4 protein-coding genes and 1 pseudogene are annotated in these 3,543 nt (G+C 61.7%); 1 reads left to right on the top strand and 4 read right to left on the bottom strand.

The annotated features are described in order from the left end of the window. Positions 1-1,141, bottom strand: a protein-coding gene (locus tag X744_RS139850) for an IS3 family transposase (protein ID WP_156938660.1) whose coding sequence is annotated in 2 segments (ribosomal slippage) — positions 1-889 and positions 889-1,141 — 1,142 coding nt annotated over the 2 segments. Because the reading frame shifts where the segments join, the coding sequence is not laid out codon by codon here. This gene is flagged as partial in the annotation. A gap of 99 nt (positions 1,142-1,240) precedes the next feature. Then, positions 1,241-1,396 (bottom strand): annotated as a pseudogene (locus tag X744_RS1000000175820) (IS630 family transposase); the annotation flags it as partial. Between the two features lie 81 nt (positions 1,397-1,477). Here X744_RS1000000175820 and X744_RS0139145 point away from each other — a divergent pair. Then, complete coding sequence (locus X744_RS0139145; RefSeq protein WP_023832783.1) at positions 1,478-2,488, top strand: IS110 family transposase; 1,011 nt, start codon at positions 1,478-1,480, stop codon at positions 2,486-2,488. Between the two features lie 198 nt (positions 2,489-2,686). On the opposite strand, the gene X744_RS01000000170730 is transcribed toward X744_RS0139145, so the two are convergent. Together X744_RS01000000170730 and X744_RS139835 are read right to left on the bottom strand one after the other, a co-directional pair. Continuing rightward, a complete protein-coding gene (locus X744_RS01000000170730) occupies positions 2,687-3,061 on the bottom strand; it encodes a transposase (protein WP_084025808.1) in 375 nt (124 codons plus the stop codon). After that, positions 3,021-3,443, bottom strand: coding sequence for an IS630 transposase-related protein (locus X744_RS139835; RefSeq protein ID WP_023690367.1), 423 nt, complete (start codon positions 3,441-3,443; stop codon positions 3,021-3,023). Before X744_RS139835 ends, X744_RS01000000170730 begins: the two co-directional genes overlap by 41 nt. Between the last annotated feature and the right edge of the window lie 100 nt (positions 3,444-3,543).

Genomic DNA, 3,543 nt, shown 5'->3' on the forward strand with positions numbered 1-3,543 from the left:
GCGGGTTGAGCAACCGGCGGAGGCGCGGAGCCTTCCATCAGCACAGCGTCGGAGCCGGTTGCGGTGATGACCTGGGCATAGGCTGCCGGGGTCTGGTAGCCGAGCGAGGAATGTGGCCTCGCGGTGTTGAAGTCCTCCCTCCATTCGGCGATGGCGCTTCGGGCGTGGTCGAGACCGAAGAACAGGCTCTCGTTCAACAGCTCATCGCGCATCCGGCCGTTGAAACTCTCGACATAGCCGTTCTGCATCGGCTTGCCCGGCGCGATGTAGTGCCATTCGATCCTGTAATCCTTCGACCAGGCGAGGATGGCGTTCGAGGTGAACTCGGTGCCGTGATCGGAGACGATCATGCGTGGCTTGCCGCGCTGGGTGATCAGTTCCGTCAGTTCACGGGCAACCCGACGGCCGGAGATCGAGGTGTCCGGGATCGCCGCCAGGCATTCGCGCGTCACGTCGTCGACGACGTTGAGCACGCGAAACCTGCGGCCGCAGGCGAACTGGTCATGCACGAAATCCAGCGACCAGCGCGCGTTCGGCTTTGCCTCGACCAGGATCGGCGCCCGCGTGCCGACCGCTCGCCGCCTTGCCCGGCGCTTGCGCACCGTCAGGCCCTCCTCGCGGTACAGACGATAGATGCGGTTGACCCCAGATGCCTCGCCCTCGCGCCTGAGCAGGATGAACAGCCGCCTGTAGCCAAAGCGTCGGCGCTCATTGGCGAGGTCGCGCAACCTGCCACGCAGCTCCGTCTCGGGCGGACGCCTTGACCGGTAGCGGATCATCTTGCGATCGGCGCCCACAAAGGAACAGGCCCGACGCTCCGACAGACCCATGACGGCCTGCAGATGCGCGACGGCTTCGCGCTTGGCGGCGGGCCCTACCATTTTTTTGACAGAAGCTCACGCAGCGCCGAGGCTTCCAGCATCTGATCGGCGAGCAGCTTCTTCAGCTTGGCGTTCTCGTCTTCCAGCGCCTTCAGCCGCTTGGCGTCGGACACGTCCATCCCGCCATACTTCGCCTTCCAATTATACAGCGTCGCCTCCGAGACCCCGTGCTTGCGGGCCAGATCGCCCGCCTTTACACCCGCCTCATGCTCGCGCAGAACCGCAATGATCTGCTCTTCTGTGAACCGCTTTCTCTTCATCAGTCCGTCCTTCGATCAAGGGCCGGACTCTAATCTCAGATGGAGGAAATTCTCAGTGGCAGGTCAGAGGATATGGCTTTNACCTAGAGCAGAATCTGATCACTCAGGCTCGTATCCTGCGGCGCAGAAGTAGTTTGAGCACTCCTCGGCGGTGAAGCGTGGCAAGGCGTCGCGGATTGCGTCCCAAAGCTCGGGGATGTTGCGTGCGGCGGCTTTCCTGAGGATCGACTTCAGCTTGGAGAAGGCATTCTCGATTGATGGTGTGGATGGCTCCTGCTCCCGGCGTCGCATTGCGCCATAGTTGGGATGTTGTCGTCCCGAGCAAAGGAGCCATCCATGTCAGAACTTGCCACAGTTGGCATCGACCTCGCAAAGAGTGTCTTCCAGATCCATGGTGTCGATGGGAACGGTCGGGTTCTCGTACGCCGTCAGCTTCGCCGCAGCCAGTTGCTGGTGTTTTTCCAGAAGCGTCCACGATGCCTGATCGGCATGGAGGCTTGCGCAGGTTCTCACGATTGGGGGCGCAGGCTTCTGGAGATGGGGCACGACGTCCGGCTGATGCCGCCCTCCTATGTGAAGCCTTACGTGAAGCGCGGGAAGACGGATGCTGCGGATGCGGCCGCCATCTGTGAAGCCGTGACACGCCCCTCCATGCGGTTTGTCGCCATCAAGAGCGAAGCCTGCTCGTCGGTTCTGGTTCTTCACCGCACGCGAGACTTTCTGGTTCGCCAGCGCACGCAGATCGGCAACGCGATCCGGGCCCACATGACGGAGTTCGGCGTCATCGCGGCGAAGGGCGCGCAGAACGTCAATCGACTGAAGGATCAACTGGATCAACTGCCGGAAGTAGCTCGAATGCCTGTGAGTTTGCTCTTCGATCAGTTGGCCGAGACGGACAAGCGGATCGAGCGGCTGACCGACGAGCTCGAAGAGACCTACGCGCAAAGCGAGACAAGCCAGCGTCTAGCCACAATCCCAGGTGTGGGGATGCTGTCGGCGACGATCATCGCGGCGACGACGCCGGATGTCGACAATTTCGGCAGCGCAAGGGACTATGCCGCCTGGCTCGGCCTCACTCCCAAGCCGCACTCCACCGGAGGCAAGCAGAGGGTGGGCCGGATCTCGAAGATGGGCAATCGTTATATCCGACGCTTGCTGTATCTGGGCGCCATGGCGCAGATCATGCTCAGATGCAGACTCAAGCGCGAGCCGAGCTCGGACTGGCTATCGGGCATGCTGATGCGAAAGAAGACGAAGATCGTCGCCGTCGCTTTGGCGCATCGCATGGCACGAACAATATTCGCCGTCCTGAGGGACGGATCGCGTTACGAGCCGCAGTCAGCCTGACAGGCTCTCGGAATGGTCAGGGCAAAGTGAGGTGATGGCGAACAAACGGAGACGAAGAACCAGGACACCCCGATTAATCCGAAGCGCCTCGAGCGCGCTCGATTGAGTGGGACCTGTTCTCCAAGCGGATATTCATCAGGGCGCGCAGCGATCCCGTTGCACATTCAGACGCCGTATACATGGCCGCAACCGACCTGTTCACCAAACCCGATCCGATACCCTTGACCCGCNGGCGGCGGCGACTTTGTGAGCGGGCAGGTTGTCGAGGATGACGATGTCACCAACTCGAAGCGTAGGCGCCAATACATGCTCGGCATAAGCGGCGAACCATTCACCCGTCATCGGTCCGTCGAGGACCATCGGCGCAGTCATGCCCGTCAGGCGCAATGCGCCTGTAAAAGTAGTCGTTTTCCAGTGCCCGTGCGGGATCGGAGATCGGCACCGCATGCCCCGCTTTGCCCGTCCACGCAGGCGAGCCATCTTCGTCGATGCGCCGGTCTCGTCGATAAAGACCAACCGTTCGGGATCGAGATCAGGCTGGGCCTTGAACCAGGCGCGTCGCCGCGCGAGCACGTCGGGCCGATCCTGCTCGCTGGCGTGCGCTGTTTTTTTTGAAGGTCATCGAGTGACGGTCGAGAAAGCGCCAGATCGTGCTCGGCGCGAACACGACCGCATGCTCCGCCCTGAGAAATTCAGCCAACTCGACCAGTGTGATGTCGTCCTGACCTTCGATCACCGCCAGGATCGTATCCCGGTAGGCTTCGATCCGCTGGGAGCGCTTGTCTCCGCCTTGGGGCTTTGCCCGCGTCGCGCCGCTCTCTCGCCATTCGCGGACCCAGCGGACCGCGCTTGCCGCGGCAACACCGAAACGATCCGCCGCAGCCCGCCGCGACAGGCCACTCTCAACCGCTGCGATCACTCGCGAACGCAAATCCTCCGATATGGCTCTAACCATGCCTGCTGGCCTCCATACCCAGCCGACATGATGAATCAGATATTCTCCCCGATGGGAATCCCTCGCGATTCCATCAGGTCAGATTATGCTCTAGCGTCGT

This window comes from Mesorhizobium sp. LNHC252B00 (assembly GCF_000502955.1).
In the GTDB taxonomy this organism is placed as follows: domain Bacteria; phylum Pseudomonadota; class Alphaproteobacteria; order Rhizobiales; family Rhizobiaceae; genus Mesorhizobium.